Below are 26,732 nucleotides of genomic sequence, written 5' to 3' on the forward strand. Positions count from 1 at the left end.
AATTATGCAGGAGTTTCTTCTGCTTTATCTTCAACTTGACCAGCGGCTTGTGCTTCTTCTTGACGCTTTTGTACATACTGAGCAAATAGCGCATCAAAGTTAACTGGAGCAAGGTTAAGTTGTGGGAATGTACCACGACCTACTAAGCTACCAACCGTTTCACGTGCATATGGGAACAAGATATTTGGGCAGTATGCACCTAAAGAATGAGCCAATTGTGGTTCAGTTAAACCGGCAATCGAGAAGATACCTGCTTGTTGCACTTCACAAAGGAAAGCAGTTTCTTCACCAACTTTAGCGGTAACCGTTAAAGAAAGGATAACTTCGTACACATCATCAGCAAGTTTGTTGCTCTTTGTATCAAGATCAAGCTTTACTTCTGGATTCCATTCTTTTTGGAAAATTGCTGGGCTATTTGGTGTTTCGAAAGACAAGTCTTTCGTAAAAACACGTTGGATATTGAATTGTGGAGCTTGTTGTTCGTTCGTTGCTTCTTCAGCCATATTCTTTTACCTATCAAAGTGTTGTTATTCGACTTTTCTTTGAAAGCCATCATTCAGGGCTTGTGTTACTCGACCTGTATAGATCTCAGTACCATCCCGGGTTATTTTCCCGACTACATCGGGTTAGATCTAATCAGTCATACAAGGCTTTTTGTCAAAATTTAGACGGTAAACCATTATCGACCGCAGGATCAGCTTGCCAGTTTTTTATGACACTTTGACGCTCACGTCAACCTTTGAATGAAAAACGCTTCAAAACATTGGGTTTGCACATTGTGAAAAACTAACTGACATTTCCTTATCTTTTGCTTTTCGAAACAGGCATGTTTGCTGCCTGCCACTCACCCATACCACCTTTCAAGTTATGCACATTTTCAAAACCTTGCGTAACTAAAAGCTGAGCAGCTTGAGACGAGGTCATGCCAGCCTTACATACTAATATAATGGGACTGCTTTTAAGCTTTTCAAGGGCTGGTGCCTGATTATTTTTAATTTCGGATAATGGGACATTCAGCGCATCGACAATATGACCTTTTCGGAATTCATCCTTCGAACGCACATCAATGACTTTGGCATCTTCACGATTGATCAATGTTGTTAGTTCTTGAGCGTTAACATTTTTATACTTTAGGGTCGCCGTTTTGATCATTGAGAAGATCACTCCAAAAAACAAACCCACCCAGGCTAAGCACAAAATGGGGTTAGCTTGAAAAAACTCAATATATTGTTGCATCCGGAAATTTCACTATTCAATTTAAAAATATAATTGAGAGTATACCGATAGTTGGCTGATAGTTCACTGAGATTTGAGTAATACCGATTACAGTAATTAAATGCTCAACTCAGAGCTATGTATGTGCTCAAAGTGCAATCGAAATTGATGAAGACATAATTGTTCTACGTCAAGACAATTTTGAGAAGTAATTTGAGCACATACAAGCTCCCAAAGGGCAAGGCTAAAGGGTTCCATTACTGCGTTACAAGCATTTGAATTATCCCGACAAAAGCACGAATTGCGTTGAACCTAAAAAAATCAGTTGAACGCTGAGTATACGAGTAACTGTTTGAGCAATACGATGATTTTATTATCATGTTTTTCATCCAATGAGTGAAATGCTCTACGCTCACAAGCTTGCTAAAATGACTGCTATCTGCGTTGTAACTTTTGCAAGTAGAATAACTACTTGCTGCAAGCTACGCCTTACTATCAGCCATTTTTTCTACGCTTGAGAACGCAGTCAACTGATGTTTCTAGGTTGAACGCCAGCTTTGTATGGCGGCCGTAGGGAATATAGTATTTCTAGCTTGTGCCTTGCACTGAAACCCTATAGCTCTTGCTGAGTGAGAGATTAATTACTGTAATTGGTATAATATCGAAAAGGTCGTGATCACGCATTTTAATCCACTGACTTTTGCCAAAGTTGCATATCGAGTACACTTCTAACATTCTCACATTATACCTTTGTTACTTTGCCTTGTTTTTAATTTCTACACAGGTGGCAAAGGTATGATTTCTTTTTTTTTATTTTTTAAGGTAACACCATGACAACTTCTAAACGCCCGTTGGCATTATTAATTTTAGATGGATGGGGCAATCGAGAAGATACCCACATGAATGCCATTTATCATGCAAAAACGCCTGTTTTGGATAATCTTTACGCTCAATATCCAACCAGCCTCATTTCAGGTTCGGGCACGGATGTTGGTCTACCCTACGGCCAAATGGGTAACTCTGAAGTTGGCCACATCAATTTAGGCTCAGGACGCATTGTCTATCAAGAACTCACTCGCATTAGTAAGGCCATTGAAGATAAAGAGTTTAATCAAAACCAGTCATTGGTGACAGCGATTGACAACGCCATTGCTGCCAACGGTGCCGTGCATATCATGGGATTATTATCTGCAGGCGGGGTGCACAGTCACGAAGAACACATTGAAGCCATGTGTAAAATGGCCGTTGAACGAGGCGCTAAGCAAATTTATTTGCACGCTTTTTTAGACGGCAGAGACACGCCACCTCGCAGTGCAATGGACAGCTTAGTACATTTTAACGCACTGTTTGAACGCCTTGGTCATGGACGCATTGCTTCAATTATCGGTCGTTACTATGCCATGGATCGTGATAATCGTTGGGATCGTGTCGATCAAGCTTACCACCTGATCACTCAAGGCCAGTCGGCTCATTGCTATGATAATGCAGCACAAGCATTACAAGCCGCCTATGATCGTGATGAAGATGACGAGTTTGTTGCTGCTTCGCGTATTGGTGATGACTATCAGCTCAGTGACAATGATGCACTGATTTTTATGAATTTCCGTGCGGATCGTGCCCGCCAAATTACCCGCAGTTTTGTCAATGCCGATTTCGATGGCTTTGCTCGCAAAACCACACCTAAAACTCACTTCGTCATGCTCACACAATATGCGACGGATATTGATGCCAACGTCGCCTTCCCATCAACAGATCTTGCAAATACCTTTGGTGAAGTGCTTCAAAACCGTAACAAAACACAATTACGAATTTCTGAAACCGAAAAATATGCCCACGTCACTTTCTTCTTCAATGGTGGCAAAGAGCAACCTTTTGAAGGTGAAGATCGTATTCTCATTCAGTCGCCTGATGTGGCAACCTATGATTTACAACCTGAAATGAGTTCTACAGAGCTAACTGACAAATTGGTAGCGGCGATTGAGTCCGGTAAATACGACGCCATTATATGTAATTACCCTAATGGTGATATGGTCGGTCATACAGGTAATTTTGATGCCGCGGTTAAGGCCTGTGAAGCCGTTGATACTTGTATTGGCCGCGTAGTATCGGCTCTAAAAAAAGTCGATGGTGAGTGTTTAATCACAGCAGATCATGGCAATGCAGAACAAATGACTGATGAACAAACTGGCCAAGCTCACACCGCACATACCAGTGAATTAGTACCGCTTACTTATGTGGGCCGCAAAGGAAAAATTCAAGAAGGAGGTCGCCTAAGTGATTTGGCACCGACTATGCTGAACTTAATGGGTGAGTCAATCCCACAAGAAATGACTGGACAGTCAATAATAACCATTGAAGAATAAGAGTATTTCGTTATTTCAATCATAAATTATGCCACATTATCGCGGCATAATTTTTAATCTCAGTTTAAAAGGTAGATAATGAAGTTAATCTTAACTCGTCTAAACACAGTCAATAGTAAGGCTATGTGTGATTTTGTAAGGCGATTACTTGTGTTGATGTTCACCTTCTACCTGTTGCCTTTTTCTACCAGTTTGGCCGAAACCCTCGAAAATCGCCAAACCCAACTCAAAATCATTCAGCAACAAATTGATAATAAAAACTCTGATCTCAATCAGACTCGAAAACAACGCCAGAAACTGCTTGTATTACTCAAACAAGATGATCAGGCCATCAGTGATGCTGCTGCTAAAGTGAATCGTTCAGAAAAGCGCATTAAAGACTTGAGTGCGAATTTATCCACACTCGCAGACAAACATAAAAAATTAGAACATCTTAAAGACAATCAGCAACGCACACTAGCCAAGCAGCTAGAAAGTGCTTATTTATCTGGAAACCATGATTACGCCAAAATGTTACTGAATCAACAAGATGCATCCAGCATCGAGCGCTTAGTCACTTATTATCAGTATCTCAACAAAGCGCGCATTAAAGCCATCGAACAGCTCAAGATTACCCTTAATGAATTAAATGACACCGAGCAAGAGTTACGCGTACAGCAATCAGAATTAACCGAAATCGTTGAAAATCAACGTCAACAAGCGAATAAATTGACTAAAGAAAAAACTCAACGCCAACTCACGTTGACGCAATTACAGCGTACGTTAAGTAGTAAATCCGAACAATTAGAGCAACTACAAATTGAAGAAGCCAGCCTCAAACAAGTTATTCAACAAGCTATCCATGAGGCCAAACAATATGATCAATTTGCTGGGCTCGCACGACAGCGTGGTAAGTTAAAGTGGCCCACCAGAGGCGTATTATCAGAAAAATTTGGCGATCTTAGAGGAGGCCAAGTACGTTGGAAAGGTGTCTTGCTCACTGCTCCAGAGGGGAGAAACATTCAAGCCATTGCGTCAGGAAAGATCATTTATGCTGATTGGCTAAAAGGATTCGGATTATTGATTGTAGTTGACCACGGTAAAGGCTATATGAGTTTATATGGCCATGCCCAAGCCTTGCTGAAAACACGAGGAGATCAAGTTTCTCAAGGAGAAACACTGGCTCTTGTAGGTCGTTCAGGTGGACAATCAAAAGCTGGCCTATACTTTGAAATACGTCACAAGGGGAAAGCCGTTAATCCCGCGCTATATTGCAAAGGGTAAAACCTGATCTCCACGTATTAGGAGACAGTATGCGCAAAATATTACGCCACTTTTCACTTTTATTTATCGGTTTAATCATTGGTATTTCGATTAGCATAGCTAGCCGAGAAAGTACAAATCATGATCCCTACAATTTTCCATTAATGTATGATGTTATCGATAGTGTCGAAAGATTTTACGTTGAACCCATAGCACGAGAACGCTTAGTCCAAGCCGCCATTCAAGGAATTTTTACTGAACTCGATAGCCATTCAAAATTTTTAACTCCAGAACAATTATCCGATCAACACACTCAAACTGCCGGGCAATATAAAGGGTTTGGCTTTGAAGTAGAGCCCTTTCCTAACAAGATTCAAATCACTAATGTATTTCAATCATCACCAGCTGAAAGTGCTGGGTTAAAAATAGGTGATCAAATTACCCACATTAACGCACTCACGGTGAACGAAAACTATGAAGAGGTGCTTAAGCAAATTCGTAATTCAGCCAGAAACGAGCAGCCAATTTTACTCAAGATACTAAAAACATCCAATCACCCCACAGAGATAACACTCACACCAGCGGTAATTCAAATACATTCAGTGAAAGCTCAATTATTCAAACAGGATATTGCCTATATTCAGATCAGTAGTTTTCAGGATTCTACATACCTACAAGTCAACTCCGTACTCGCACAGTGGCAAAACAAAGCCTTAAAAGGCATTATCATTGATCTCAGAAACAATCCCGGAGGCTTATTACAACAAGCCATCAAAGTTGCTGACTTATTCATTGAGAAAGGTACCATAACTTCAACTACGGGCCGTTTTAGCGGTGCAATCTCTGAGTATAACGCGACACCTCTAAGTATACTTAACGACTTACCCATGTTGATATTAATAGACGAAAATACAGCATCCGCAGCCGAAGTACTCGCAGGGGCATTGCAGCAAAATGATCGTGCAATAGTTATGGGGCAAAACAGTTACGGTAAAAACAGCATTCAAAGTTTTATCCCAACGATCAACCAGCACACAAGCATCAAGCTCACCGTTGCCAGATACTTAACACCTAACGGTGAAAACATTCACCAAAAAGGTATATCTCCTGATATAAAAATAAGCTTACCTACTGGCAAAAAAACCAACAATCACACTATAATCAAAGCCCAACAAGATGATTATGCACTGGATCGTGCCTTAGTTTGGATTAAGGAGCAAAGTTAACCATTCATGAAACTCATACGGAACGTGATATTTTTTGTCTTTGTATTGTCGAGTCACAATGCATTTTCGGCTCAAATTGCAATAATTATTGATGATGTTGGCTATCAGCAATCTGATAGAAAAGTACTTTCTTTACCATCACAAATAACCTTGTCCATATTACCTTTTACCCCGTTAGCTAATGAATTAGCAGATGCCGCTCATCAGAAAGGTCATGAGATAATGCTTCATTTTCCGATGCAATCACTTAATGGCAAACGGCTAGGCTTAGGTGGAATTGATAGCAGTATGAACAAGCAGCAGATCAATAAAACGATTGAACAAGCCATATTGAGCATTCCTCAGGCAAAAGGACTCAATAATCATATGGGTAGTTTATTAACTCAATTAGAATTACCTATGTCATGGGTAATGGAAACACTGAATCGACACAAGCTTTACTTCATTGACAGCAGTACTACGCGCTATACCAGAGCAAGAATTGTCGCCGATCGCTTTGATGTTCCCAACTTAAAAAGAGAAATTTTTTTAGATAACGATCTCAGCCAGCAAGGACTGGAAAAGCAGTTTAAGCTTCTGTTCACTTCCGCCAAAAATAAACAAAAAGTTGTCGTAATTGCTCATCCTCATAAACAAACCATCAATTTTCTTAATGCGAATTTGCATCGTTTAACTCAAGAGGGGATTAAGATTGTCCCTGCATCAACGCTTTTTGAGCCGCAGTTATTAACAAAAAACACTGAATAAAACTTAACTGGTCTCGATTTCTAAAGCAGATATCAACCACAAAGCTTCTTTATCTGAGTGTCCACAAACATCAGCTGTAGCCTCAAAAAGCCCGCACACAACAGGACGATTATCTTGACCAAAAAGTTTACATAAATTGTCATCCGATAATTGCACGCAGCGTTCACCGGGCAATTTACCTTTGGGCATGCCAGGTATCGGACTTGAGATAGAAGGTGCGATACAACAGGCCCCACAAGCTAAACGACATTCCATAATTTACTCCAGAGGTTAACGTCTAACTGGTCAACGCTTTTTAATATAACGACTAGAAACCTAAATATATCAGTTGAACGCACAATTTAACTTTAATCTATTGAAGTTAAATACAAGATTAAACAACCCAAATTCACCCATCAGGTGAGTGCTGAACATTCATATACTTGCCAAAATCACCGCTAGCTGCGTTATAAATTTTACAAGTAGAAACGAAGTAACGACAGTTTTGTATGTCGGTAACCACTACTTGCTGCTATTCATGCCTTGCTATCAATAATTTTTTCTGCATATATGAACGCTCCCAACCGGTTTATTTAGGGTAAAGCAGATTATGAACAAATACTGAAATGCTAAAATTAAGATTTTTAATACACATCGAGTAGGGTGAGGCGTTAGTGCCCCATCCCTCACACAGAACCGTACGTACAGGTCTCGTATACGGCTCCTGCTTAATTTTATTCAATTACTTTGTACTGAGCACATAGCCCGTTCGTACTTCTTCAAGATTGTATAGCCCCATCTCTGCAAACCATTTATTCGGCATTGCATAATGAGAGAGTGGACTACTTGCGTTCTTCCACTTCATCATTTGAATGAACTTAAACCTAAAAACATCAGTTGAACGCTGAGTATACGAGTAACTGTTTGAGCAATACGATGATTTTATTATCATGTTTTTCATCCAATGAGTGAAATGCTCTACGCTCACAAGCTTGCTAAAATGACTGCTATCTGCGTTGTAACTTTTGCAAGTAGAATAACTACTTGCTGCAAACTACGCCTTACTATCAGCCATTTTTTCTACGCTTGATAACGCAGTCAACTGATGTTTCTAGGTTAAATGGTGGCTTATAACCCAATGGCACTAACTTAAGATTTAGCTGAAGGTTTACTAATTGAACAATAGAGAGTAAATCATACAGATTAAGGTTTTTCTAGTGTCACGCCATGAATACTACAACTCGCCAATTCTTCAATGATGCCCCAGAATTGTTACGTCGCTTTGCTCAAACGGAAGAGGATGAACTTTCTTCAATTCTCACTCTGCAAGATTTAGAAGATTTTCAAAAAGATAATACTCAAAGAGTACGCAAATATCCCGCTTGCCACACTCTTTCGCTTTTCATGAAGCAAGTTGCCAGTGAAAACAAGTCTTGTCGTTGCACACTAATCAGTGACGCTAGAGATCAAATTGCTATAGGTCGAGAGAAAAACAGCACAATTACAGGTCCCTACTGCAAAGCAAGAAAACGGTTATCTCCAGAGTCAATTAAATCGCTATTGAAGAAATCAGGAAAAAACTTAGATGAAGCGATTCAAGGGAAATACTTGTGGCATGGCCGTAGAGTGCTATTAACTGACGGATCAACACTATCTATGCCTGATACGGACGAGAACCAAGCCCAATTCCCTCAACCTAAATCACAAAAAGAAGGGCTGGGCTTTCCTCAGCTGCGGATTTTAGTGTTAATTTCTTTGGGAAGCGGTGCAGTCATTGACTCGGCTGTTTCACCTTGTAAAGGGAAAGGTACTGGCGAGCAGGCACTATTAAGAAGTATGCAGTCAGACTTGAAACAAGGTGACATTGTGCTGGGAGATGCTAATTTCGAAAACTACTTTGTTCTTGTAGGACTAATGGGGTTAGGCGTTGATGCTGTTTTCGAAAAAAACGGAGCCAGAAATGTCGATTTCAGAACCTGTGAAGAAAAGCTGGGTAAGCGAGATGGTTTATTTAAGCTAATTCGTCCATCCTGTCCAGAATGGATGACCCCAGAGGATTACGCTCAAGTGCCAGAAGAGCTTATCGTCAGAATGGTAGGAACAAAGAAACGTATCATTGTTACCACCCTCACGGTTAAAGAAGTCTATCCGAAGCAAGATATTATTGATTTATACGTTTCACGATGGCATATCGAGTTGGATTTTAGGTCAATCAAGACCATGATGAAAATGGATATTTTAAGGTGTGGTAGTCCAGATATGGTGCGTAAGGAAATTGATGTTCATTTGTTGTAACTTTGGCTGAGCTAAATGGGTGATCAAGTAAAGGTTTGGTTTTACTAATATCTGACAATTATTATTTGCATTACTCAGACTACATCGCTTTGGCATAAATAAACATATCCGTCGTCGGAATTTCTGCACCGCTCGGAAATGCCTTTCGAGTTACCTCTAGCACTTCAAAATTATTCTTTTCTAGCAACTTTTTGAAATGCTCACCTTGGTGATAATGAGTATAAACTTTATCGCCAGAGCTTGATGTTTGATAGCCAGATCGAGCGTCTATATCTTCCATTGTACTGATGTACAAGATCCCTGATTTTTTTAATAAACCACGGACGTTGTTGATCAAATGTTCAACATCCTTTTTAGATAGGTACGGCGTACAGAAACCACAAATGACGGCATCATATTCATTTTTAAGCTGAATGATGGAACGAATATCCATCACATCAAAACTAGCAGAAGGATTATTTAGTATGGCTAACTCAATCATTTTAGGTGCCAAGTCAATGCCGTGTATTCGATAATCAGCGCGTTTTTTTAATAAATATTTGGCAATATTTCCCGGTCCGCAACCAATATCAAGAATATGCGCCTTCACCTTGGGAACTAACTCACAAAACCTGTCGTAAGTATCAAGATAAAAATCAAAATCCATATATTTGTCTTGATACTGCTTCGCCCGCTTATTAAATGTTGAAACCGTTACCGTATATTTATCCATTTTTAATCCTTTACCCTAAATAAATCGGTTGAACGCACAATTTAACTTTAATTTATTGAAGTTAAATACAAAATTAAACAACCAAAATTCACCCATCAGGTGAGTGCTGAACATTCATATACTTACCAAAATCACCGCTAGCTGAGTTATAAATTTTTCAAGTACAACCACTACTTGCTGCTGTTAATGCCTTGCTATCAGTAATTTTTTCTGCGCATATGAACACTCCCAACTGATTTATTTAGGTTTACTTATAGAGTTTGAGCTATGGTGGCTTCTGAGTTCAATCCGAAATAAAGGCATAAAAAAACCTGCTGATTCCCCTCAAAGGTTTTTATTGTATGTACAAGACTGATCATTGAGCCTTCGCTGTGCTCATTGATGAGAACACAAACAGTTGAAACAATAATACTATCTAAATCAAACTAGTTTGTTTTAAACAGTTTTGAAAACCGATGTACATAAACGGTAGTCGGCTGGCTTTGCACAAGTACTTTACCTTCAGCACTCAACAGTTGAACGACAATAACATGTTCACCGCGATCGACATTTGTCAGTGAAAAATAGCCGTGACGCTGAGGTTCACCGTACCTAGTACCATCTACAGTCAATTGCAGGGTTTGCGAATCTGACAATTTAGGACTGACTCTTGCATTAACATCAAAGTCACCGTTATTGACGCGTAAAGCAGCTTGATCCTGCGGTGAGACAATGTGTACTTGATAACTCGTCTGATTGACTTTTGGTGTTATAGACGGCGTTGGAGAAACTTTAGAGCGATTGATCTTATTCAAGGTGTTTTCTGCTGGTGTGACAACTTCAGCCCCATCTATTGGCGTGTCACTGTAATGCACCTTGCCATTTTTGTCCGTCCACTTGTATATAGCTGCATCTGCAATCGCAGTGAGCAGCAACAAACCTAAGATAACAAGGCGCATAATCATATCCTTATGTAATGCCTTTCATACTCATTAACTCTGTTAGACATTGAACATTCTCTTTGCGAATATTCTCAAAGCCAACACAACTAATCAGTACGAATGGCATAATTTCAGTTTGAGTTGGTTTACAAGGCTCCAACCAAAATTTCACGACTTTTCACTAAGTCGATGTTCTGATGCTCACCAAGCGCCACCATACCGTGGGTATTAAGCTGCTCTACAAGTGCATCAATGTGTGTGTCATTCAATTGATAGTCACGCAAACGAGTCTTGATCCCTAACTCTTCAAAAAAATCTTGGGTTTTATCAATGGCGGCATCAATTCGCTCATCATCATTGCCTGAGTTAATGCCCCAAACTCGCTCTGCGTATTGCAGCAGTTTCTCTTTTTTCGCTACTTTAGTATGACGCAAAAGTGAAGGCAATACGATAGCGAGTGTTCTAGCGTGATCAATATCATGCAGTGCTGTCAATTCATGGCCAATCATATGCGTTGCCCAATCTTGAGGTACTCCCGCGCCAATGGTGCCATTAAGTGCTGATGTCGCCGCCCACATTAAGTTAGCGCGTACATCATAATCCATTGGCTTCTCAAGTGCTTTAGGGCCTTGTTCAATAAGCGTCAGCAAAATCCCTTCTGCAAATCTATCTTGAATTGCCGCATCCACTGGATACGTCAAGTATTGTTCAGTCGTATGTACAAAGGCATCCACAACACCGTTTGCAATTTGTCGTTCAGGCAAAGTATAAGTCTTCACTGGATCTAAAACCGAAAACTGCGGGAATACGTGAGGGCTCATGAATGGCAGTTTTGCTTTTATTGATTTTTTTGTGACCACACTGCCACTGTTCATCTCTGAACCTGTCGCAGGCAGTGTTAACACACTCCCAAATGGCATTGCACTTTCAACCTTAGCCCCAAAGCTGGTCATAATGTCCCACGCATCACCTTCATATTTTGCGGCTGCTGCGACAAATTTGGTGCCATCGATGACACTGCCACCGCCAACCGCAAGTAAGAAATCAATTTTGTGTGCTTTTACTTCAGCCACAGCGTCCATCAAGGTTTCGAAGGTTGGGTTTGGCTCAATGCCATTAAACTCAACGTATTCTCTCTCGCCTAGTGCTGTAATGACTTCACTTAATGTGCCGTTTGCACGTGCACTATTGCCACCGAGTAAAATTAACACTTTTGCATTTTGAGGTACCAGATCATTCAATTTACTGATCTGCCCTTCACCGAAACAAATTCGGGTTGGATTATAAAAATCGAAATTTTGCATTTTATTTACTCTCTTCATTTTGAATCGGGCGGTTAATCATATATAAGCGGAACAACGCAATATTGACAAAAAGCCCAACGAACGCGACCAATGTTTCGACCACAAGTTGTACAGGCAACCCTAGATTACTCGCCAGTTGTGACAAGCTGCCTCCAACAAGCGAAATAGGAATGTACAACCCAACAATGGCAAGGGTTTTAAGTACAATGGGGCCGCTCATTTTAAAACTGGCTTTAATCGCTTCAAGCGGTGTAAGCCTTTCTGTAATAACCATAAAATTAACGTAGGATAATCTAGCGAAAATATACAAGCTGATACCAAATCCAATCACCCCAAAAGGGCCGAACGCTGCAAGTATCATCACCGGAGCCAAAATAGCTAACGCCGAGAATACTCCTGCTAATAGTAATGGAGGAACAAAAGCAATACTGGCTTTCATAACTTGCCCTGTTGTTGGCTCATGTCCTTGAGATCGAACATCCAGATATAACGTCAGCGACGCGATCAACAGTGAAAAAATAAGTAATAACACCATCATCACCACAAAGTGACTAGCGGCAAACTCTGGTTTTTCTAAATTCATCGCACTGAACTCTGTGCCTAACCATAATTGCATACCCACTTGGACAAGTAGTAGTGGCATCATCAACATCGCTAATTGACGAATATGGTTGCGGAAAAAATGAAACGCTTCTGTAAGTATTGCTGACAAAGACATGGAGTTTCCAATGACGAGATTATTCAAAATATTGAGCCGCTAAGGATAACTAAATTTTCACCGCAATGCACCGCTGAGTTAGATGTTCGTTCAGTGATACCGCTAACAAAACGGTAATTATTTGTATAAATATGCAGTGGTTTTTACAAATAATCTCAACGTCGACATATAACAAAATGTTTCTTTTGTGATAAATAGATGATAATTATTAATAATAATAATACCAATTACAGTAATTAACTTCCCACTCAGCAAGAGCTAAAGGATTTCAGTACAAGGCGCAAGTTTGAAGTACTATCCGGGATAATTCAAAAACTTGTAACCTAGTAATGGAATCCTTTAGCCTTGCCCTTCGGGAGCTTGTATGTGTTCAAATTACTACGCAAAATTGTCTCAACGTAGCAATGTAATAACGACAGTTTTGTATGTCGGTAATAACTATGTCTTCATCAATTTCACTTGTACTTTGAACACATACATAGCCCTGAGCTGGGAATTTAATTACTGTAATTGGTATAAGTCATCCGATTCTCTATCAACAACAAGGAAATGCATTATGGAGAAAAGTACCGTATTTGGCAAAACCACAGTGATAGTCAGTGCCGTGGTGATTACCTTAGCTTTATTCTATTTCATGACTCTATTAATCGATAAACAGCCCGTAACAGACCCTAGTTCGTCGACACCGACTATCGGTGCGGCACCAAGTGAGAAAGAACCCAAAGCGAAAGATAAGATCCGTCAGATTGAAAAGAAGCCCAAACCAGAAACGCCGACAAAAGCTAAATTTGTCCGAGAAGGCACTGAACCAGTGGTTAAGTTACCAGAAGCCCCTACCAATCCGACCATGCCAATTTTGACTCATACATCGTCAAAAGTGACTGAATTTGTTCCAATGAAAACCACCGATGGTGCTGCAACCGCTTTGGTAAAAATCGCTCCACTCTACCCTGCGGATGCGGCCCGTGATGGGAAAGAAGGCTGGGTGGTATTAGGCTTTGATATCAGCACAGACGGTAAAGTGATCAACGCTGAAGTTCTAGATTCTGATCCCAAAAAAATATTCGATAAAGCGGCGAAAAAAGCGCTTAAAAACTGGCGCTATCAACCAAAAGTTGAGGACGGTGTAGCTATTGTACAGGAAAACCAACGGGTTCAATTGGATTTTGAATTGGATAAATAATTTTCACTCAATAAATCACCCCGCCCCAGAGTGGAGAGGTATCGTTTAAGTAGAGTAGGCTACTGGCTTCGCTATCGTTTATCCAGCAGCCCCTCTTCGATTCCGTGCATGAAATTTCCCTCACACGGCTCTGTTGTTACACTTCTCTCAGCTCCTTCACTTTGCTTATCATCTTGTAGTGGGTAAATATTCAAGACCTGCTTGGCGTAATTTTTCGTAAGCACCTCGTGATAGATACTTGCTCCGACGTTGACTTAAGCGGCGATGCCATCGATTGAATCGGTTTACTACAAATCCATTTATTCTGAAAAATATCGCTCTGGGATAACCTATCCCACCAAAATAGTGTTTCCACCCTCTCAGAACTTGATTTACTTTACTTATCAGTACACCAAGCCTATTTGAAGTTCGGTGTTTCACTATGGCTCTGAGTTTATTTTTCAGCTTTGTTTGGCTCTTCTTAGACGCTTGTATCTTAATATAACTGGTTCCTTTGATGAGGCCTCTGATACGTTGAACCTAAACGTTCATGATAGGCATAGATGTCATGAGCGTTTACTTTAATTTCGATTTTTCTATCACCCTACACCATGAAAATTCTTTCTGTTTTATTCTAACTATTAGCAGAGCTTAAATCGTGGTCGCATTTTTTTTTAGTTTTCATAACTGAACCTAAACTGATCTGGATATGGTTGCTCGTACCCTCGGCTATTTCAGCTTTTACGCATTGAATGAACGGTAAAATGACCAGTTCTCGTTAGAGTTCTTGGCAATCCAACCTATCCACTAGGCTCTGCTACTCACTTTAATTCAGTGGAGTAGTATTTTATGGAACCTATTGTAAAAAGTTGTGCAGGATTAGATGTCCACAAGATGATGGTCACTATCCGCAAGGAGACAGAGCAGGGAATTGAAGAAATCACCCAATCCTTTGGTACTTTAAAAAAAGAACGCTTGAAATTATGCCATTTTCTCAAGCAGCATCATATTGAGCTAGCTGTAATTGAAAGTACAGGTGTTTACTGGAAAAGCATCTACCTTTCACTTGTTACTACTGGCATAAAAACGCAGGTCGTTAATGCAAGACATGTCAAGAATGTTCCCGGTCGAAAGACAGATGTCATTAACAGTCAATGGCTCGCTTCACTCGGTCACTATGGACTCGTTCGGTCAAGTTTCGTTCCAGCGCCACAGCAGGAGCAACTCAGATTACTGACTCGCAGAAGAGACAAACAAAAAAAGGAATTGAGTAATGAGAAAAATCTATTACATAAAACCTTAGGGATGTCGCAGTTCAAATAATACCACTTTAAATTTCAACGCTTAATTTGTCATACCTGCGAACGCAGGTATCCAGCGACTTGTGCCCAAATTAACCAAAGACTCTGGACTCCTGCGTTCGCAGGAGTGACGATAAAATTGGTATACATTCTTCCGCCACGTCCCTTAGATGATGCTGGTATTCGTCTGGGCGGGTTTATTAGCGACATTAACGGGAAATCAGGGCAAATACTCGTGAACGGTCTGATTGAAGGAAAGCCATTGTGTGACTTGATAAAAATGGTCGACCCAAGACTGAAAGCCGATAGAAGTGAACTTATGGCGAGTATGGACGAAACTCTTACTCCGTCACACCTTTATATCTTGCGTAATATCAAAAGTCACATTGAGTTTCTAGAGAAGCAGCTTGCTGAGCTAGAAACCTTAATTATTGAAACGATAAAACCGTGGAATGAGGCTCTGGAACTTTTGCAAACGATACCGAGCACTAGTGTTATCAGTGCAGCTTGTCTTATTGGTGAAATCGGTGACGACATGAGTTGCTTCGATGGAATGAAGGGTATCAGCTCATGGGCAGGTTTATGTCCGGGAAATAATGAAAGTGCAGGAAAAAGAAAAAGTGGGCGAATGCGTAAAGGAAACAAAATGGTCAAAACACTCTTGTGTGAAGTAGCTAATGCTGCCGTTAAGACGAAAAGTCAATTCAAAGGCAAGTACCAAGGTTTGGTCATCCGTTGAGGACACAAGAGAAGTATCATTGCTATCGCCCACAAACTTTTACGTATTATCTACACAGTATTAAGCCGAAGGAAAGCCTATTTTGACCCAGATATTAACTACGAGGAGTTAATGGTCAGGAGAAATAGTCCCCGATGGCTTCAAATGATGGTTAAATACAATATGGTATAAACAGTTAAGCAAAAAGCTTAACTGACAGCCAGACTTATTTTTATCCCTTCAATAATTGCGGGGAGGACTATGTTGCGTCTAATACTATTAATTTTCACGGTAATTTATAACGCAGCTAGCGGTGATTTGGGCAAGTATATGAATGTTCAGCACTCACCTGATAGGTGAATTATGATTATTTAATTTTTCATTTAATTTCAATAGATTAGACTTGAACCGTGCGTTCAACCGATTTATCCCGGTTAACAAGAGCGGAAGAATTCCGCTCTGTTAGATTCATACAAGGTTGAATAAACACTACCAGTTTGAATAACGTTGTCTTTCCTCTAAATCAGACAAGGTAAATCGATTCTTTTCTTGCTCTCTCTGATGTAAATCTTCATTGTCTAAAGTATCTAAAATGAGCGCCGTCAGGTCATTTTCATTAAAAGTCATTCCAAACTCTAAAGCAACTTCAGCACCTTTTTTTATACAAGCTAAATCATTACCATCATAAACGACCCAATAATTTCTCTTATATTTGAGCTGACCTGTCTTATCCTCAGTCGGCATATTCATCACAGAAACTTTAAATCTCACTCTGGTATCAATGCATTCTTGTCTTAATTCAAATAACGTTTTATCTGCCGCCTCAATATCTTCATCATTGGCTAATCGGATCAGTAAATTCAGTCCTCTTTGATCACTAGAAAAACAACCACTTATACGGTTCATGACTTGATAAGGTGTACTCTGGGTAACCATTTTTGCATGTTCTTTTTTAGCTATCAATTCTCGTACTGACTTTGCCACTTTCTCCGATGCAGCGGCTCTCACACGTCCAAGTTCAATTAGTTCCATTTTCCCAGCTGAATTACGAAGTTGTATTTCAAAAATGTGAACCTTTCGTCCTTCATTAGCATGATCATCTTCAAGTCGTTCATAGATTTTAGGACCGTCATCTCCCTTAATCGCAGTACGCTTTAAGCCATTAAAGTGTTCCATTGCTGATCGGCAAGCATGTAATCCTGCTCCTTTGTGATTGTAATCAGTGCGTGCATTCATTAAAACGACTAGCGGAAGTGTATATTGTTTAGAGTCAACGCCACGAAACCAATTAATGATCCGTTGCAAAAGACTTTCTACATTCGTGCAGCCTAACCCTTGGGACTTTGCTTGCCTAACTTTATTAACAAATTCAGTATCAAGCTTTCTTCCAGAACATCCCCATGAACCAGATATCATAATGCCTCCTTTATCATTAGTAACGATCACTAATGCCTTCTTGTAAACTCAGGTGACGATGAATTTAAACGGTTAAAAAATGACAACTTTTTGTTCAAAGAATAATTCAAACTTTTGAGAAAAGTATAAAAAACGTAACCGTTCTATAAATTCGATAACATTATAAAGATGAAGTTCCCAAAAAGTAGAATAATGAATGATGTTTAATTTGCCTGATCGCATTGAATTAATCTGACAACAGACGAGATAATATTCGACAACATATGCACTTTGAAGTAAAAACGATTTTAAATAGTCAATAATCTCCACAACAACATTATTAATTAAGGTAACAAGCCCATGTTATATTTTAAAAAGATTTTGCTAAGCCTTTTTGTGCTCTTAATTAGTGCTGTGTCTATTGCTTATCTCATATTGATTTTTAGCTTACCCACGCTTCAAGGCCAAATACAGCTTCCTCAGATAGAACTGCCAATATCCATAAGCCGCGATAAATCGGGAGTTCCTACCATCATTGGAGCCTCAAGAGCTGATGTTGCATTTGCCACGGGCTTTTTACACGCACAAGATCGATTTTTTCAAATGGATCTATCTAGACGAAACTCTGCCGGTGAACTATCTGAAATTTTTGGCTCAAGAGCCCTTAGCTATGACAAAAAACAGAGGAAGCACCGCTTTAGAAAAATTGCCATGGAAGCGTTTAGCTTACTTCCAAGCCAAGACAAACAAATACTGTCTATGTATGCTAAAGGAGTGAATGAAGGGCTTAATGCTTTAGCGGTCAAGCCATTTGAATATTGGTTACTCGGTGTAACCCCTAAAGCTTGGAAAGAAGAAGATAGTTTTCTTACTATTTTTAGCATGTATTTCGATTTAAACGACTCAAACGGAATACTCGATAGTACCAAAGGCTTCATTCTTAAAACCACAACACCAGAAGTATTGTCTTTTTTATCGCCCCAAAACACACGTTGGGATTCACCATTACAGCATGAACCAGCTTACACCAAACCAACTATCCCAAACAAAGAGCAAATAAACTTACGGGAAAGAGATTCTAATTTTTATACTCATTTAACTGGTAAATTGGTACCTGACGGTTTTATTGGTAGTAATAACTGGGCTGTATCAGGAAATATCACAAGCAACCACTCGGCTATTGTAGAAAACGACATGCACTTAGGCCTGCGAGTACCAACCACTTGGTACAGAGCTCAACTTATTTACCCTCAAGCTTCTGCAACTAGCACACAAAAACAAAACATAAAAATAACCGGCGTTACTTTACCTGGGCTCCCAAATATTGTGATAGGAAGTAATGGTCATATCGCATGGGGGTTTACCAATAGCTATGGTGATTGGACCGATCTGATCGAGCTTGAAATCAATAATAATCAATATTTGACTAACCAAGGAAAAACTCAAATCAAAACTTGGTACGACACTATTGAAGTTAAAGATGAACCTTCTGTCGAAGTCAGTTACCAGACGACACATTGGGGTCCGATCATTACCTCTCCATTATGCAAATGTAAGTTTGCACTGACATGGACAGCACATAAACCAAGCGCAACTAATCTGAATTTACTCAAACTTGAAACTGCACACACTGTCAAACAAGCCATCGAGATTGCAACCACAGCAGGAATTCCACCACAGAACTTTACCGTTGGAGACAGTAAAGGCAATATTGGTTGGACAATTGCCGGAAGAATTCCAAAAAGAAACCTCAATGATCCCAGCACTCCAATAAATTGGTCTAAAGCAGACACACATTGGCGCCAGTGGCTAGCATCAGAAGAATATCCAAGACTCATTAACCCTTCCAACAACCGAATATGGACTGCAAATGCCCGCGTTGTATCTGGAACCAATAAAATGATAATCGGCGATGGTGGTTACGCCTTAGGCGCAAGACAACAACAAATAGAGAATAAACTACTGGAATTAAACCAAGCTACTGAGTCAAAATTGTTAAACATTGCACTGGATAATGAAGCAATATATCTCAACAATTGGCGGCAATTAATACTCAGTTCGCTTACAACAGAAAAACGAATACATCACCCAGAGCGAGAAGTGTTTTATCAGTATGTGAACAATTGGTCAGCAGCTGCATCAACTGAAGATATAGGCTACCGATTGGTAAGAGAATTCTACGATAATTTAAATTTAGAGGTTCTCCAAAGCATCGGAAAGTATTTGCTGAGCAAGTCTAGCGATAAGCACTTGGATGTAAATGATACGTGGTTGCAAAAAGTAAATCACGAAGAAGAAATGCTGCTCAGGCTGTATCAAGATCAACCTATGAACTGGTTGAGTCCAAAGTATGATAGTTGGGATCAACTATTCACGTCTGTCGTGGACAATACAATAAACCGTTTAGCTGTTCAATATAATACAAACCCCATATCAGCTATTAAAATGGCAACATGGGGAGATAAAAATAGAGCACGTATATACCACCCCTTATCGGAGGCGATACCTTATCTGGGACACCACTTGAACATGTCTAGTGTGAAATTAGCCGGTGATTCTTGGATGCCGAATGTACAAAGGCCCACTGCCGGAGTATCCGAGCGAATGATCGTATCACCTGGAAATGAAGAATACGGCATTTTTCATATGCCGGGAGGCCAAAGTGGCCACCCTTTATCTGAATATTATTCGATGGGATATAATGATTGGGCAACTGGATCCGCCAGTGCTTTTTTACCACAGCAAGCAAAATATACACTCACTTTAACTCCAAAAAAATAATGAAAACTCAACCTAAATAAATCGGTTGGGAGCGTTCATATACGCAGAAAAAATAACTAATAGCAAGGCATAAATAGCAGCAAGCAGTGGTTTTACCTACAAAATTTATAACGCAGCTAGCGGTTATTTTGGCAAGTATATGAATGTTGAGCACTCACCTGATGGGCGAATTTGGGTTGTTTAATTTTGTATTTAACTTCATTAGATTAAAGTTAAATTGTGCGTTCAACCAATTTATTTAGGTTCAACCTAAACGTTCATGATAGGCATAGATGTCATGAGCGTTTACTTTAATTTCGATTTTTCTATCACCCTACACCATGAAAATTCTTTCTGTTTTATTCTAACTATTAGCAGAGCTTAAATCGTGGTCGCATTTTTTTTAGTTTTCATAACTGAACCTAAATTGATCTGGATATGGTTGCTCGCACCCTCGGCTATTTCAGCTTTTACGCATTGAATGAACGGTAAAATGACCAGTTCTCGTTAGAGTTCTTGGCAATCCAATCTATCCACTAGGCTCTGCTACTCACTTTAATTCAGTGGAGTAGTATTTTATGGAGCCTATTGTAAAAAGTTGTGCAGGATTAGATGTCCACAAGATGATGGTCACTATCCGCAAGGAGACAGAGCAGGGAATTGAAGAAATCACCCAATCCTTTGGTACTTTAAAAAAAAACGCTTGAAATTATGCCATTTTCTCAAGCAGCATCATATTGAGCTAGCTGTAATTGAAAGTACAGGTGTTTACTGGAAAAGCATCTACCTTTCACTTGTTACTACTGGCATAAAAACGCAGGTCGTTAATGCAAGACATGTCAAGAATGTTCCCGGTCGAAAGACAGATGTCATTAACAGTCAATGGCTCGCTTCACTCGGTCACTATGGACTCGTTCGGTCAAGTTTCGTTCCAGCGCCACAGCAGAAGCAACTCAGATTACTGACTCGCAGAAGAGACAAACAAAAAAAGGAGTTGAGTAATGAGAAAAATCGATTACATAAAACCTTAGATGATGCTGGTATTCGTCTGGGCGGGTTTATTAGCGACATTAACGGGAAATCAGGGCAAATACTCGTGAACGGTCTGATTGAAGGAAAGCCATTGTGTGACTTGATAAAAATGGTCGACCCAAGACTGAAAGCCGATAGAAGTGAACTTATGGCGAGTATGGACGAAACTCTTACTACGTCACACTTTTATATCTTGCGTAATATCAAAAATCACATTGAGTTTCTAGAGAAGCAGCTTGCTGAGCTAGAGACCTTAATTATTGAAACGATAAAACCGTGGAATGAGATGAGGCTCTGGAACTTTTGCAAACGATACCGGGCACTAGTGTTATCAGTGCAGCTTATCTTATTGGTGAAATCGGTGACGACATGAGTTGCTTCGATGGAATGAAGGGTATCAGCTCATGGGCAGGTTTATGTCCGGGAAATAATGAAAGTGCAGGAAAAAGAAAAAGTGGGCGAATGCGTAAAGGAAACAAAATGGTCAAAACACTCTTGTGTGAAGTAGCTAATGCTGCCGTTAAGACGAAAAGCCAATTCAAAGGCAAGTACCAAGGTTTGGTCATCCGTCGAGGACACAAGAGAAGTATCATTGCTATCGCCCACAAACTTTTACGTATTATCTACACAGTATTAAGCCGAAGGAAAGCCTATTTTGACCCAGATATTAACTACGAGGAGTTAATGGTCAGGAGAAATAGTCCCCGATGGCTTCAAATGATGGTTAAATACAATATGGTATAAACAGTTAAGCAAAAAGCTTAACAGACAGCCAGACTTATTTTTATCCCTTCAATAATTGCGGGGAGGACTATGTTGCGTCTAATACTATTAATTTTCACGGTAACATCAGTTGAACGCTAAGTATATGAGTAACTGTTTGAGCGCAATACGATGATTTTATCATCATGGCTTTCACCCAATGAGTGAAGTGCTCTACGCTCACAAGCTTACGAAAATGACTGCTATTTGCGTTGTAACTTTTGCAAGTAGAATAACTACTTGCTGCAAGCTACGCCTTACTATCAGCCATTTTTTCTATGCTTGAGAACGCAGTCAACTGATGTTTCTAGGTTCAATACTAAACAAGTTGTGAATTTACCTGAACACCAAAAAACAAGCATAAAAAAACCGAGTAATCATACTCGGCTTTTTTACAATTTCGTATTTACTCTGCAGCGTCTACTTCGACAGCTTCAGCAGCTTCAGGACGGCCTACTAGTTCAATATACGCCATAGGCGCTTTATCACCAGTACGAAGACCGCACTTAAGAATACGGGTATAACCACCAGGGCGTTCCTGGAAGCGTGGACCCAATTCAGTAAATAACTTACCTACAACTTCAGCGTCGCGGGTACGAGCAAATGCTAAACGACGATTTGCAACACTGTCACTTTTAGCAAGTGTAATTAGGGGTTCAACTACGCGGCGCAGTTCTTTCGCTTTAACGGTAGTCGTCTTGATGATCTCATGACGAACTAGCGATACTGCCATGTTACGAAACATGGCAGAACGATGACTGCTATTGCGGTTAAGTTGACGTCCACTCTTACGATGGCGCATGACTTAATCCTTATAACCTAAAATCTGTACAAAACCTGGGACTTATAGGTCGTCTGCTAAACTAGCCGGAGGCCAATTTTCCAGACGCATACCTAACGACAGTCCGCGAGATGCTAAAACGTCTTTAATTTCAGTAAGTGATTTCTTACCTAAATTTGGCGTTTTCAGTAGCTCAACTTCAGTGCGTTGTACCAGATCTCCGATGTAATGAATCGCTTCGGCTTTCAAACAGTTAGCCGAACGTACAGTTAACTCTAGATCGTCGACAGGACGCAATAGAATCGGATCGAACTCTGGCTTCTCTTCTTTCAGCTCTGGCTCAGTTACGTCACGTAATTCAACAAACGCATCTAGCTGTTCGGCTAAAATAGTTGCTGAACGACGAATCGCTTCTTCTGGCTCGATAGTACCATTAGTGGTCATATCAATCACAAGCTTATCTAAGTCAGTACGCTGTTCAACACGCGCTGCTTCAACATTGTAAGCAATACGTGCAACAGGTGAGAAAGAAGCATCCACTAACAAGCGACCAATAGGGCGCTCGTCATCTTCAGTTTGTGCACGAGCAGAAGCCGGTACGTATCCACGTCCACGCTCTACTCGAATACGCATGCTGATGTCACTGCTACCTGTCAAATGACAGATTACATGATCCGGGTTCATGACAGCGACATCGCCATCATGAGTAATATCTGCTGCAGTAACAGGGCCTGCGCCAGACTTACTCAAAGTAAGCATGGCTTCATCTTTACCCTCGACGTTTACTGCTAAACCCTTTAAATTTAACAATATTTCAAGGATATCTTCTTGAACGCCTTCCTTGCTGCTGTATTCATGCAGTACGCCGTCGATCTCGACCTCGGTAACCGCACAGCCGGGCATAGACGACAATAGGATGCGACGCAACGCGTTACCTAATGTATGACCAAAACCACGTTCTAATGGCTCCAAAGTCACTTTGGCACGTGTTGTGTTAACCTGCTCGATATCAACGAGACGCGGCTTAAGAAATTCTTTAACAGAACCCTGCATTGTGTCCTCTCTTGTTTATTAGCTTTACTTAGAGTAAAGCTCGACGATCAGCTGTTCATTAATGTCCGCAGACAAGTCGCTACGCTCAGGAACGCGCTTGAAAGCACCTTCCATTTTAGCGCTGTCGACTTCAACCCATGTAGGCTTTTCGCGTTGTGCCGACACTTCCAATGCTGCTTTAATGCGAGCTTGAACGCGTGACTTCTCACGAATACTTACCACGTCATTCGCAGACACTTTGAATGAAGGGATGTTGACAACACGACCGTTAACCATAATTGATTTATGGCTGACTAGCTGACGTGATTCTGCGCGTGTAGAGCCAAAGCCCATTCGATAAACAACGTTATCTAGGCGAGTTTCTAGCAACTGAAGAAGGTTTTCACCTGTGTTGCCTTTAACGCGTGCAGCATCTTTGTAGTAGTTACGGAATTGCTTTTCTAACACACCGTAAGTACGACGAACTTTTTGTTTCTCACGTAACTGTAAGCCATATTCAGATAAACGCGGCTTTCGTGCACCGTGTTGACCTGGAGCTTGTTCCAGTTTACATTTCGAATCGATTGCTCTCACACCGCTTTTTAGGAAAAGGTCTGTACCTTCTCTGCGGCTGAGCTTGAGCTTGGGACCCAAGTATCTTGCCATGATCTTTCTCCAACTATCCTAAGGTAACGACGTTATACACGACGCTTTTTAGGAGGACGACAACCGTTATGAGGAATAGGCGTCACATCGGTAATGTTGGTAATTTTATAACCAACAGCGTTCAGCGCACGAATGGCTGACTCACGACCTGGACCTGGACCCTTTACGAAAACTTCAAGATTTTTAACACCATAATCCTGAGCTGCATTACCTGCACGCTCAGCAGCAACCTGTGCAGCGAATGGAGTTGATTTACGTGAACCACGGAAACCACTGCCACCTGCAGTTGCCCAAGATAAAGCATTACCTTGACGATCTGTAATCGTAACAATTGTATTGTTGAAAGAAGCATGGATATGAGCCATGCCATCTGCAACCTGTTTACGTACGCGCTTACGCGGAGAACGTGACGGTACTTTAGCCATTGCTTGTCCTTCCCGTTACTTTCTAATTGGTTTACGTGGACCTTTACGCGTACGCGCATTGGTCTTGGTACGTTGCCCACGAAGAGGCAGGCTACGACGATGGCGGAGACCACGATTACAACCAAGATCCATTAGGCGCTTGATGTTCATTGAAATCTCACGACGTAAGTCACCTTCTACTTCATACTTGGCAACTTCTTCGCGTAGAGTATCTATTTGAGCTTCGCTCAATTCCTTGATCTTAGCAGATTCAGCAATTGAGGTAGCCGCGCAGATTGCTCTTGCGCGAGTACGGCCAATGCCGAAAATAGCAGTCAATGCAATGACTGTATGCTTTTGATCAGGAATGTTAATGCCAGCGATACGGGCCACTATGCACTCCTTAAGTTAAAGGTCATCTGCGAAAAGCCCGAAAGGATACTCGACAGACAACGGTTTTGCAAATAATTTTTAGCCAACTTGAACAATTTTTTATTCAAGTTGGCTAAAATGCTTTTTTAGCCTTGACGCTGTTTGTGTTTAGGTTCAACACAGATAACGCGTACAACACCACTACGCTTGACGATCTTGCAGTTACGGCAGATCTTCTTCACGGAAGCTCGAACTTTCATTTCATCACTCCGTTAAGCGTCTTATCGACCAAATCGTTCAAGATTCGACTTGTTGACAAGATTCGCTTTCTTCATAACAGACTCATATTGATGAGACATCATATGGGTCTGAACCTGAGCCATGAAGTCCATGATTACAACTACCATAATCAGTAGTGAAGTACCGCCAAAATAGAACTGTACTTTCCATGCAATTAACATGAACTCCGGAATTAAGCAGATAAAGGTAATGTATAACGCACCGGCTAATGTAAGACGGGTCATTACTTTATCAATATAACGCGAAGTCTGTTCTCCAGGACGTATCCCAGGAATGAATGCACCGCTCTTCTTTAAGTTATCCGCTGTTTCACGTGGGTTGAATACCAACGCCGTGTAGAAGAAACAAAAGAAGATAATTGCTGTTGCGTACAATAATGAATACAGCGGTTGTCCAGGCGATACAGCGAGTGCAAAATCACTCAACCACGACATAGACTCATTTTGTCCGAACCACTGAGCCAGTGTGCCCGGGAACAAAATAATGCTGGATGCAAAAATTGGTGGTATTACACCTGCCATATTAATTTTTAATGGTAGATGGGTACTTTGCGCCGCAAAAACTTTTCGTCCTTGCTGACGTTTCGCATAGTTTACCACAATTCTTCGCTGACCACGTTCAACAAATACCACAAAATATGTGACTGCAAACACAATCAGAGCAAGAAGCAACAACACTAATACACTCAAATCACCTTGACGCGCCTGCTCGGCCGTTTGACCGATAGCAGAAGGTAAACCAGCTACAATGCCTGCAAAAATCAGAATTGAAATACCGTTACCGATCCCACGCTCAGTTATTTGCTCACCGAGCCACATCAAGAACATGGTTCCTGACACTAAACTCACGACCGCAACAAAGTAAAATCCGAGACCTAAATTAACAACTAGGCCAGGAACTAAACTCGGCAATCCAGTAGCAATACCAATCGCTTGGAATGTTGCCAACACTAACGTACCGTATCTTGTATATTGACTGATTTTTTTACGTCCAGACTCGCCTTCTTTTTTCAATTCAGCAAGTGCAGGATGCACAACAGTCAATAACTGCATGATGATCGACGCCGAAATATACGGCATGATACCCAATGCAAAGATAGAAGCACGTTCAAGAGCACCACCGGAAAACATGTTAAACATGCCTAAGATGGTGCCTTTTTGTTGTGCAAACAAATCTGCTAGCACAGCTGCGTCAATACCAGGAATTGGTACAAACGAACCCGTCCTAAAGACGATAATTGCACCAATCACGAACAGGAGGCGAGCTTTCAGTTCTGAAAGCCCACCTTTCGCGCTTTTTAAATCAAGTCCTGGTTTTGCCATCGAC

28 protein-coding genes are annotated in these 26,732 nt (G+C 40.7%); 12 read left to right on the forward strand and 16 right to left on the reverse strand.

The window, feature by feature from the left end; genetic code table 11:
* Positions 1–2: 2 nt before the first annotated feature.
* Together secB and E2I05_RS20875 are read right to left on the reverse strand one after the other, a co-directional pair.
* Complete coding sequence (secB, locus tag E2I05_RS20870; RefSeq protein ID WP_121854671.1) at positions 3–503, reverse strand: protein-export chaperone SecB; 501 nt, start codon at positions 501–503, stop codon at positions 3–5.
* A 298-nt stretch (positions 504–801) separates the two neighbouring features.
* A complete protein-coding gene (locus E2I05_RS20875; RefSeq protein WP_121854670.1) occupies positions 802–1,236 on the reverse strand; it encodes a rhodanese-like domain-containing protein in 435 nt (144 codons plus the stop codon).
* Positions 1,237–2,045: 809 nt separating this feature from the next.
* Here E2I05_RS20875 and gpmM point away from each other — a divergent pair.
* The 4 genes from gpmM (at position 2,046) to E2I05_RS20895 (ending at position 6,793) form a co-directional block, all read left to right on the forward strand.
* Complete coding sequence (gene gpmM, locus E2I05_RS20880) at positions 2,046–3,578, forward strand: 2,3-bisphosphoglycerate-independent phosphoglycerate mutase (RefSeq protein WP_121854669.1); 1,533 nt, start codon at positions 2,046–2,048, stop codon at positions 3,576–3,578.
* A gap of 123 nt (positions 3,579–3,701) precedes the next feature.
* Complete coding sequence (locus E2I05_RS20885) at positions 3,702–4,841, forward strand: murein hydrolase activator EnvC family protein (protein WP_121854675.1); 1,140 nt, start codon at positions 3,702–3,704, stop codon at positions 4,839–4,841.
* A 29-nt stretch (positions 4,842–4,870) separates the two neighbouring features.
* Positions 4,871–6,046, forward strand: a complete 1,176-nt coding sequence (locus E2I05_RS20890) for a S41 family peptidase (RefSeq protein ID WP_121854668.1) — start codon at positions 4,871–4,873, stop codon at positions 6,044–6,046.
* 6 nt (positions 6,047–6,052) lie between these two features.
* Positions 6,053–6,793, forward strand: a complete 741-nt coding sequence (locus tag E2I05_RS20895) for a divergent polysaccharide deacetylase family protein (RefSeq protein ID WP_121854667.1) — start codon at positions 6,053–6,055, stop codon at positions 6,791–6,793.
* 3 nt (positions 6,794–6,796) lie between these two features.
* On the opposite strand, the gene E2I05_RS20900 is transcribed toward E2I05_RS20895, so the two are convergent.
* Positions 6,797–7,048, reverse strand: a complete 252-nt coding sequence (locus tag E2I05_RS20900; RefSeq protein WP_121854666.1) for a YkgJ family cysteine cluster protein — start codon at positions 7,046–7,048, stop codon at positions 6,797–6,799.
* 951 nt (positions 7,049–7,999) lie between these two features.
* Here E2I05_RS20900 and E2I05_RS20905 point away from each other — a divergent pair.
* Positions 8,000–9,067: an IS4 family transposase gene (locus E2I05_RS20905; protein WP_133309830.1), complete on the forward strand. Its 1,068-nt coding sequence runs from the start codon at positions 8,000–8,002 to the stop codon at positions 9,065–9,067.
* 79 nt (positions 9,068–9,146) lie between these two features.
* Here E2I05_RS20905 and E2I05_RS20910 read toward each other — a convergent pair whose 3' ends face one another.
* The 4 genes from E2I05_RS20910 to E2I05_RS20925 all read right to left on the reverse strand — a co-directional run bounded on the left by E2I05_RS20910 (position 9,147) and on the right by E2I05_RS20925 (position 12,721).
* Positions 9,147–9,779, reverse strand: coding sequence for a class I SAM-dependent methyltransferase (locus tag E2I05_RS20910; protein ID WP_121855086.1), 633 nt, complete (start codon positions 9,777–9,779; stop codon positions 9,147–9,149).
* Between the two features lie 425 nt (positions 9,780–10,204).
* A complete protein-coding gene (locus E2I05_RS20915; RefSeq protein WP_165905573.1) occupies positions 10,205–10,717 on the reverse strand; it encodes a DUF4124 domain-containing protein in 513 nt (170 codons plus the stop codon).
* Positions 10,718–10,845: 128 nt separating this feature from the next.
* The gene (locus tag E2I05_RS20920) at positions 10,846–12,003 is read right to left on the reverse strand and encodes an iron-containing alcohol dehydrogenase (protein WP_121855088.1); all 1,158 of its coding nucleotides are present in this window, start codon (positions 12,001–12,003) and stop codon (positions 10,846–10,848) included.
* Position 12,004: 1 nt separating this feature from the next.
* Positions 12,005–12,721, reverse strand: coding sequence for a hypothetical protein (locus E2I05_RS20925; RefSeq protein WP_121855089.1), 717 nt, complete (start codon positions 12,719–12,721; stop codon positions 12,005–12,007).
* Between the two features lie 556 nt (positions 12,722–13,277).
* On the opposite strand from E2I05_RS20925, the gene E2I05_RS20930 reads away from it, so the two are divergent.
* Positions 13,278–13,904 (forward strand): energy transducer TonB, encoded by a 627-nt coding sequence (locus tag E2I05_RS20930; RefSeq protein WP_165905574.1) that lies wholly within the window; start codon positions 13,278–13,280, stop codon positions 13,902–13,904.
* Positions 13,905–14,072: 168 nt separating this feature from the next.
* Here the strand turns inward: E2I05_RS20930 and E2I05_RS20935 are convergent, their stop codons facing one another.
* Complete coding sequence (locus tag E2I05_RS20935) at positions 14,073–14,414, reverse strand: group II intron maturase-specific domain-containing protein (protein WP_121855091.1); 342 nt, start codon at positions 14,412–14,414, stop codon at positions 14,073–14,075.
* Between the two features lie 318 nt (positions 14,415–14,732).
* Between E2I05_RS20935 and E2I05_RS20940 the strand changes: the two genes are divergently transcribed.
* Both E2I05_RS20940 and E2I05_RS20945 read left to right on the forward strand, forming a co-directional pair.
* The gene (locus E2I05_RS20940) at positions 14,733–15,206 is read left to right on the forward strand and encodes an IS110 family transposase (protein ID WP_133309831.1); all 474 of its coding nucleotides are present in this window, start codon (positions 14,733–14,735) and stop codon (positions 15,204–15,206) included.
* Between the two features lie 105 nt (positions 15,207–15,311).
* Positions 15,312–15,923: a transposase gene (locus tag E2I05_RS20945; RefSeq protein ID WP_133309832.1), complete on the forward strand. Its 612-nt coding sequence runs from the start codon at positions 15,312–15,314 to the stop codon at positions 15,921–15,923.
* A 468-nt stretch (positions 15,924–16,391) separates the two neighbouring features.
* Here E2I05_RS20945 and E2I05_RS20950 read toward each other — a convergent pair whose 3' ends face one another.
* A complete protein-coding gene (locus E2I05_RS20950) occupies positions 16,392–17,318 on the reverse strand; it encodes a hypothetical protein (RefSeq protein ID WP_121855178.1) in 927 nt (308 codons plus the stop codon).
* Positions 17,319–17,657: 339 nt separating this feature from the next.
* On the opposite strand from E2I05_RS20950, the gene E2I05_RS20955 reads away from it, so the two are divergent.
* From E2I05_RS20955 to E2I05_RS20965, 4 genes are all read left to right on the forward strand, one after another.
* Positions 17,658–20,078 carry a penicillin acylase family protein gene (locus E2I05_RS20955; protein ID WP_121855177.1) on the forward strand — a complete coding sequence of 807 codons (2,421 nt, stop codon included), beginning with the start codon at positions 17,658–17,660 and terminating at the stop codon, positions 20,076–20,078.
* Positions 20,079–20,635: 557 nt separating this feature from the next.
* A complete protein-coding gene (locus E2I05_RS22815; RefSeq protein ID WP_279387048.1) occupies positions 20,636–20,764 on the forward strand; it encodes a hypothetical protein in 129 nt (42 codons plus the stop codon).
* Positions 20,761–21,462: an IS110 family transposase gene (locus tag E2I05_RS20960; RefSeq protein WP_170179661.1), complete on the forward strand. Its 702-nt coding sequence runs from the start codon at positions 20,761–20,763 to the stop codon at positions 21,460–21,462. The genes E2I05_RS22815 and E2I05_RS20960 overlap by 4 nt, the downstream gene beginning before the upstream one ends.
* Positions 21,393–21,833, forward strand: a complete 441-nt coding sequence (locus E2I05_RS20965) for a transposase (protein ID WP_170179662.1) — start codon at positions 21,393–21,395, stop codon at positions 21,831–21,833. The genes E2I05_RS20960 and E2I05_RS20965 overlap by 70 nt, the downstream gene beginning before the upstream one ends.
* 424 nt (positions 21,834–22,257) lie before the next feature.
* On the opposite strand, the gene rplQ is transcribed toward E2I05_RS20965, so the two are convergent.
* The 7 genes from rplQ to secY form a co-directional block, all read right to left on the reverse strand.
* Positions 22,258–22,653 (reverse strand): 50S ribosomal protein L17, encoded by a 396-nt coding sequence (gene rplQ, locus E2I05_RS20970; protein ID WP_121853359.1) that lies wholly within the window; start codon positions 22,651–22,653, stop codon positions 22,258–22,260.
* A gap of 42 nt (positions 22,654–22,695) precedes the next feature.
* A complete protein-coding gene (locus E2I05_RS20975) occupies positions 22,696–23,685 on the reverse strand; it encodes a DNA-directed RNA polymerase subunit alpha (protein WP_121853358.1) in 990 nt (329 codons plus the stop codon).
* 24 nt (positions 23,686–23,709) lie between these two features.
* Positions 23,710–24,330, reverse strand: a complete 621-nt coding sequence (rpsD, locus tag E2I05_RS20980; protein ID WP_121853357.1) for a 30S ribosomal protein S4 — start codon at positions 24,328–24,330, stop codon at positions 23,710–23,712.
* Positions 24,331–24,362: 32 nt separating this feature from the next.
* Positions 24,363–24,755, reverse strand: coding sequence for a 30S ribosomal protein S11 (gene rpsK, locus E2I05_RS20985; protein ID WP_025823496.1), 393 nt, complete (start codon positions 24,753–24,755; stop codon positions 24,363–24,365).
* A 15-nt stretch (positions 24,756–24,770) separates the two neighbouring features.
* Positions 24,771–25,127, reverse strand: coding sequence for a 30S ribosomal protein S13 (rpsM, locus tag E2I05_RS20990; protein ID WP_121853356.1), 357 nt, complete (start codon positions 25,125–25,127; stop codon positions 24,771–24,773).
* A gap of 125 nt (positions 25,128–25,252) precedes the next feature.
* On the reverse strand, positions 25,253–25,366 hold the full coding sequence (gene rpmJ, locus E2I05_RS20995) for a 50S ribosomal protein L36 (RefSeq protein WP_006083579.1): 114 nt from the start codon (positions 25,364–25,366) through the stop codon (positions 25,253–25,255).
* A 21-nt stretch (positions 25,367–25,387) separates the two neighbouring features.
* Positions 25,388–26,728: a preprotein translocase subunit SecY gene (gene secY / locus E2I05_RS21000; protein WP_121853355.1), complete on the reverse strand. Its 1,341-nt coding sequence runs from the start codon at positions 26,726–26,728 to the stop codon at positions 25,388–25,390.
* Positions 26,729–26,732: the final 4 nt, after the last annotated feature.

This window comes from Parashewanella spongiae (genome assembly GCF_004358345.1).
In the GTDB taxonomy this organism is placed as follows: Bacteria; Pseudomonadota; Gammaproteobacteria; order Enterobacterales; family Shewanellaceae; genus Parashewanella; species Parashewanella spongiae.